We start from the raw sequence: 7,132 nt of genomic DNA, 5'->3' as shown, positions 1-7,132 counted from the left end.
GTACAACCAAAAAGCCCAAAGCTTGTTAATAACTAAAATACTAAAAAGTATTAAAAAAGAAAGAAGAATTAAAAACTAAAAAAATTAAATAATTAAAGAATCTAAAAAAATATTAAGTGTTATAAGCAAGCAGCTAAACACTAATTAAAAAAAGTTATATAGACTATATTAACCATAGACTATCTACAACATTAAATATAAAGTTTTAAATAAAATTTAGAAATCAAGAACTAAAAAAAGTAGACTTAAGAAGAACTAAAATATTAAAAAGGAGAAGAGAGATTAAAAGAGTAGTTAAAGAATTTAAAACTCAAGAAGTAATTAAAAAACAAGCAAGAAAATTAAGCACTAATACAATTTTAAAAAGTTGTATAAACAATAAAGTAAAGCAAGTAATTAAATTGAGTGCTAAAGAACAAATAAGAGCTCTTGTATATTAAAGATAAGGATTAGAGAGATTAAGCAAATTAAGCAATAAAAAAACCAAAGCCATGCATAAAGCAGTATTAAAGAAGTAATAAAAAGAAGTTAAATAAATCCAAGCACTAAAGTAAATTGAGTAACTAAAAAAATAAGCTTAGGAAGGATTAAAATACTAAACAGAAAATAAGCTTTATATAGACTAGATTTTATTGTTGTTATAAGAGCCTACCTTACTTAACTATAATTTACAATTTTATGAATTGCCAGGAATGCTAAATAAAATGATTGTTTTTATTTAATTTTAACAAGAAGCATTGCAGCGAATCTTAATTAATATTTATAAAAATTATAGATTAGACTTAATAAAAAAGATTGGAAGATTAAAAGCATTTAACATTATTAATCTCCCCTTATCCCTGCATCGTTCTACTTTCCCACACCTGAAAGATGCAGTATCATTGACGAAAAAGAGCTTAACTGCCAGGTTCGGAATGGGGACTGGGTGTTGCCTCTTTTCTATAAACACAAGGAAAAAAGGGAATTAAAAGTAATTAAGAGAGTTTAAAACTTTGCTTTAATCTAAAAGCTTTAGTAAGCTTTGCAAGTAAAGCTTTAGAAGTTTGATGACCTTAAATAAAAATCTTCAAGGTTTAGAATTTAACTAAATCTTAAAGGCTTTTAAAGTTTTATATAACTAAATAAATAGTTATATCATTACTCTTAATTCCCTTTTTTAAAAGAGAGATTGTAGCCTAAAAATAACTAAATTATTATGCTCTAAGTAAGATTTTAAATTAATTAGTTTTTTAACCAATCAAATATAAAATCTTATATTAAAGAATAAAATCTAGCCTAATAGTAAAACGATACACTCAATAAGACAGTATAAGTTACTTATAACGTTTAAATAAGCCAAACGGTCTATTAGTAGTAGTCAGCTAAACATATTACTATGCTTACACATCTACCCTATCAAGCAAGTAGTCTTCTTGCGACCTTCAGGGATTATTAATCTTGGAGTTGGCTTCCCGCTTAGATGCTTTCAGCGGTTATCACATCCATGCGTAGCTACCCAGCGATGCTCTTGGCAGAACAACTGGTACACCAGTGGCATGTCCATCCCGGTCCTCTCGTACTAGGGACAGCTCTCCTCAATAATCCTACGCCCACGGCAGATAGGGACCGAACTGTCTCACGACGTTCTGAACCCAGCTCGCGTACCGCTTTAAATGGCGAACAGCCATACCCTTGGGACCTGCTCCAGCCCCAGGATGCGATGAGCCGACATCGAGGTGCCAAACCTCCCCGTCGATGTGAGCTCTTGGGGGAGATCAGCCTGTTATCCCCGGGGTACCTTTTATCCTTTGAGCGATGACCCTTCCACACAGAATCACCGGATCACTATGACCGACTTTCGTCTCTGCTCGACTTGTATGTCTTACAGTCAGGCTGGCTTATGCCATTACACTCTACAGACGATTTCCAACCGTCTTGAGCCAACCTTTGCAAGCCTCCGTTACTTTTTAGGAGGCGACCGCCCCAGTCAAACTACCCACCAGGCATTGTCCTGCTAGAGGATAACTCTAGCCAGTTAGCAAACAAAAACATTAAGGGTGGTATCTCAAGGATGGCTCCATCTTCACCGGAGTAAAGATTTCAAAGCCTCCCACCTATCCTGCGCATAATGTTCCCATCTGCAGTACCAAGCTGTAGTAAAGGTCCACGGGGTCTTTCCGTCTTGCCGCGGGTAGGAGGAATTTTCACCTCCACTACAATTTCACTGAATCTCTCTTTGAGACAGCTCCCATCTCGTTACGCCATTCATGCAGGTCGGTATTTAACCGACAAGGAATTTCGCTACCTTAGGACCGTTATAGTTACGGCCGCCGTTTACTCGGGCTTCAATTCAAAGCTTCATCATTACTGACTGACTAATCCTCTTAACCTTCGAGCACCGGGCAGGCGTCACACCTTATACTTCCTCTTACGAGTTTGCAAAGTGCTGTGTTTTTGGTAAACAGTCGGGAGGGACTCTTTGCTGAGACCACTTTCGTGGCACACCTTATCGCGAACTTACGGTGTTAGTTTGCAGAGTTCCTTAAAGAGAGTTCTTTCACGCGCCTTAGAATACTCATCTCATCTACCTGTGTTGGTTTGCGGTACGGGCAATTATTGCTAAACTTAGAAACTTTTCTTGGCACGACGGTATCAATGATTCCTCCTCCAGTCCGAAGACTTTTAAAGGCCTGTAAGGTTTCGAATACAGAAGCGGATTTACCTATCTTCCAATCTACGCCCTTCGAGCAGCTATTCCATCAGCTGCCTCACCTAACCCTATGCGTCCTTCCATCGCACACAATAATTGGTATAGGAATATTAACCTATTTGCCATCGACTACCCATTTCTGACTTGTCTTAGGACCCGACTAACCCTACGATGACGAGCATCGCGTAGGAAACCTTAGATTTACGGCGAATATGATTCTCACATATTTTATCGCTACTCATTCCTGCATGCTCACTTCCATCCGCTCCAGTACTCCTTGCCGGTATACCTTCAGTGCTGAATGGAACGCTCTTCTACCACTTATGCATCAGCATAAATCTACAAATTCGGTGTCTATCTTAGCCCCGTTATATTTTCAGCGCAAAATCACTAGACCAGTGAGCTGTTACGCTATCTTTAAAGGATGGCTGCTTCTAAGCCAACCTCCTGGTTGTCTAAGTAACTTTACATCTTTTTCCACTTAGAATAGAACTTTGGGACCTTATTTGGTAGTCTGGGTTGTTCCCCTTTTGACGATTGATTTTATCACCCACCGCCTGACTCCCAAGATACGCTAATAGGTATTCGAAGTTTGACAGGGTTTGGTACCACGGTGAGTGGCCCTAGCCCAATCAGTGCTCTACCCCCTATTAGTATTACTTGAGGCTATACCTAAATATATTTCGAAGAGAACCAGCTATCACTAAGTTTGTTTGGCCTTTCACCCCTATCCACAGCTCATCCCAACCCGTTTCAATGGGTACGAGTTCAGTCCTCCATAAGCTATTACACTTACTTCAACTTGGCCATGGATAGATCACTTAGCTTCGGGTCTGCAGCATCTGACTAAACGCCCGTTAAGACTCGCTTTCGCTACGGCTTCACATTTCGCTTAACCTTGCCAGATACCACAACTCGCAGGATCATTATGCAAAAGGCAGTCCATCACCCTGTATTGCTACATAGGGCTCTGAATGATTGTAGGCAAATGGTTTCAGGTTCTATTTCACTCCGCTCACTGCGGTTCTTTTCACCTTTCCCTCACGGTACTTGTTCGCTATCGGTGTAGTAGTAGTATTTAGGGTTGGAGAGTGGTCTCCCCGGCTTCAGCCCGGATTTCACGTGTCCTGGCCTACTCTGGATACTGCTAAGTATGAAGAACTTTTCGCATACGGGACTATCACCCTATATTGTCTTACTTTCCAGAAAGTTCTGCTAAATTCTTCAAGTCTATATTACAGTCCACAACCCCAGTAGCAAGCTACTGGTTTGCCCTCTTTCCCGTTCGCTCGCCGCTACTAAGGAAATCTCAATTGATTTCTTTTCCTCTGGTTACTGAGATGTTTCACTTCACCAGGTTTGCTCCATTAAAGGTAATACACATCACTATGTATTGGGTTGCCCCATTCGGAAATCTAGGGATTAATGCTTCTTGACAGCTCCCCCTAGCTTATCGCAGTCTAGTACGTCCTTCATCGCCTCTACTACCCAAGGCATCCACCATTTGCCCTTAAAAGCTTATTTAAGGTTTATGTTATGAGTAATTCTTATACTGCCTTATTGAATGTATCTTTAGATTCTATAAGTTATAAGTTTGATAGTTAATACTTTAACTTTGGAGTTAAGATTTTAACTTCACTTAAATATCTTTAGCTTTAAATAGTTTTATCTTTCTTATATTCTTACTTATGTATATAAACTTATAAATATTACTTTATATGAATATAAACTTTAATAAGGCTACTAAAATAATAAATCTCTTTTAAGATAAGATCTTTTTAGAATATAAAAACTAAACAATAAGTGTTCGTTGTAGTTTTACTATTATTTTTAGGCTATTAACAATGTTAAGTCAAAAAACATTAGACGCTTAAACAAAGGTCTAATATAAACTCTTAAACTTTCTTAAATCTATAGTTTTCATTATTTAAACTAAAACTAAATAAATCTAAGAGCTTATATTAAAGCTTTGCAACATCAATCAATAAAGCTTTACTAACTAATATAAAGTTGTTTTTTAAAACTAACTAACTTCTAAATTGATACTTAAATAAAATCATTACTGTTCACTTATATAACTCATAAATGGTGGAGAATAGCGGGATCGAACCGCTGACCTCCTGCGTGCAAAGCAGGCGCTCTCCCAGCTGAGCTAATTCCCCTTTTTAATGGTGGGCTTAAGAGGACTTGAACCTCTGACCTCACCCTTATCAGGGGTGCGCTCTAACCACCTGAGCTATAAGCCCTTTACAATAAGCCTTTAAGATAAAGAGCTTAAGTTATAAGCTATTTTGAACAATAAGAATTCATTACAGATAATCTTTGAAAACTAAGCAAGAGCAATCTAGTTATATCTAAATATTTTTATAGTAACTTTAATTTCTTAAAACTACTTGATTAAATAAATAATCTTTAAGGTTAATAGAGATTTTAAATTTAAGATTACTCTTAAGTTTAAAAGAGCTCTTAATATGAACTAAATGAATAGTTACATATACTCTTGAAAGGAGGTGATCCAACCGCAGGTTCACCTACGGTTACCTTGTTACGACTTCACCCCAGTCGCTGCATCCGCCGTGGGCGGTAACTAATTTAGTATTCCGACTTAAGGCGAATACAACTCCCATGGTGTGACGGGCGGTGAGTACAAGACCCGGGAACGTATTCACCGTAGCATCGCTGATCTACGATTACTAGCGATTCCAGCTTCATGAAGGCGAGTTGCAGCCTTCAATCCGAACTGAGATTAATTTTTGAGATTTGCTCCACCTCGCGGTATTGCATCTCTTTGTATCAACCATTGTAGCACGTGTGTAGCCCTAGGCGTAAGGGCCATGATGACTTGACGTCGTCCTCACCTTCCTCCTTCTTACAAAGGCAGTCTCCTTATAGTGCTCAGCTTAAACTGCTAGCAACTAAGGACGAGGGTTGCGCTCGTTGCGGGACTTAACCCAACATCTCACGACACGAGCTGACGACAGCCGTGCAGCACCTGTTTTCAAGCTCCCCGAAGGGCACTCCGCTATCTCTAGCAGATTCTATCAATGTCAAGCCTAGGTAAGGTTCTTCGTGTATCTTCGAATTAAACCACATGCTCCACCGCTTGTGCGGGTCCCCGTCTATTCCTTTGAGTTTTAATCTTGCGACCGTACTCCCCAGGCGGGATGCTTAATGCGTTAGCTGCATTACTGGAGAGACTAGCTCCCCAACAACTAGCATCCATAGTTTAGGGCGTGGACTACCAGGGTATCTAATCCTGTTTGCTCCCCACGCTTTCGCGCATCAGCGTCAGTAATGTTCCAGTAGGTCGCCTTCGCAATGAGTATTCCTCTTGATCTCTACGGATTTTACCCCTACACCAAGAATTCCACCTACCTCTCCCATACTCTAGAATAACAGTTTCAAATGCAGTTCTGTAGTTAAGCTACAGGATTTCACATCTGACTTATTATCCCGCCTACGCGCTCTTTACGCCCAGTGATTCCGAGTAACGCTTGCACCCTCCGTATTACCGCGGCTGCTGGCACGGAGTTAGCCGGTGCTTATTCCTAAGATACCGTCATAATCTTCTCTTAGAAAAGGAGTTTACAATCCTAAAACCTTCATCCTCCACGCGGCGTTGCTGCTTCAGGGTTTCCCCCATTGAGCAATATTCCCTACTGCTGCCTCCCGTAGGAGTCTGGACCGTGTCTCAGTTCCAGTGTGTCCGTTCACCCTCTCAGGCCGGATACCCGTCATAGCCTTGGTAAGCCATTACCTTACCAACAAGCTGATGGGACATAGGCCAATCCTTTAGCGAAATTCTTTCCCCCGTAGGGAGTATCTAGTATTATTCACCATTTCTAGTGACTATCCCAGACTAAAGGGCATGTTACCTATGCATTACTCACCCGTGCGCCACTAATCCACTTCTAGCAAGCTAGAAGCTTCATCGTTCGACTTGCATGTATTAGGCACGCCGCCAGCGTTCACTCTGAGCCAGGATCAAACTCTCCATAAAAATAGAAAGCTTATATCAAATATAAAAATGATGCAAACTATCTATAAAATGTTGTTGTTTTTTCCTAAACTCTTTAAATATCACAAAAGACTAAAAACTAATAAGTTATAGTCAGAGTTGTATAGATATAACAATAAAAAGAGTTAGTTTAGATATAAACTAAACCACTCTTGCTTAGATTTCAAAGATCATCTCTCAATATTGAAGTAGTAACTTTAAAATTACTAGTAATTCAAATTTAAAAGAACACAAACATTATTAAAGATTAAATTCTTAAGATTAAAAAGCTAAAATTTTAAGCAAAACTTATTTAAAGTTATTAAAAAAACTTTAAAAAACTTAAAAAATTAAACTAATCAAAACAAGAAAAGTAAGCCTTAATCGCTTGAGAAATGAAACTATAGTGAAGTGAAGCTTAAGGTTAGCTTAGAGGAAGGGGGGAA

The 7,132-nt window shown here is 38.9% G+C and carries 2 tRNA genes and 3 rRNA genes; all 5 read right to left on the bottom strand.

From position 1 onward, the window contains the following. Nucleotides 1-836 precede the first annotated feature (836 nt). The 5 genes from rrf to BKH43_RS08205 all read right to left on the bottom strand — a co-directional run bounded on the left by rrf (nt 837) and on the right by BKH43_RS08205 (nt 6,689). Nucleotides 837-953, bottom strand: a 5S ribosomal RNA gene (gene rrf, locus BKH43_RS08225). Between the two features lie 373 nt (nt 954-1,326). After that, a 23S ribosomal RNA gene (locus tag BKH43_RS08220) occupies nt 1,327-4,213 on the bottom strand. Between the two features lie 562 nt (nt 4,214-4,775). After that, nucleotides 4,776-4,851, bottom strand: a tRNA-Ala gene (locus BKH43_RS08215). A 7-nt stretch (nt 4,852-4,858) separates the two neighbouring features. Beyond that, nucleotides 4,859-4,935, bottom strand: a tRNA-Ile gene (locus BKH43_RS08210). 257 nt (nt 4,936-5,192) lie between these two features. After that, nucleotides 5,193-6,689 (bottom strand): 16S ribosomal RNA (locus BKH43_RS08205). The 16S, 23S and 5S rRNA genes sit together here with 2 tRNA genes alongside, the layout of an rRNA operon. Nucleotides 6,690-7,132 lie beyond the last annotated feature (443 nt).

The sequence above is a fragment of the Helicobacter sp. 13S00401-1 genome, assembly GCF_002272925.1.
Lineage (GTDB): Bacteria > Campylobacterota > Campylobacteria > Campylobacterales > Helicobacteraceae > Helicobacter_I.
Note: the sequence above shows the minus strand (reverse complement) of the source record. Positions and strands in the feature narration are given on the sequence as shown.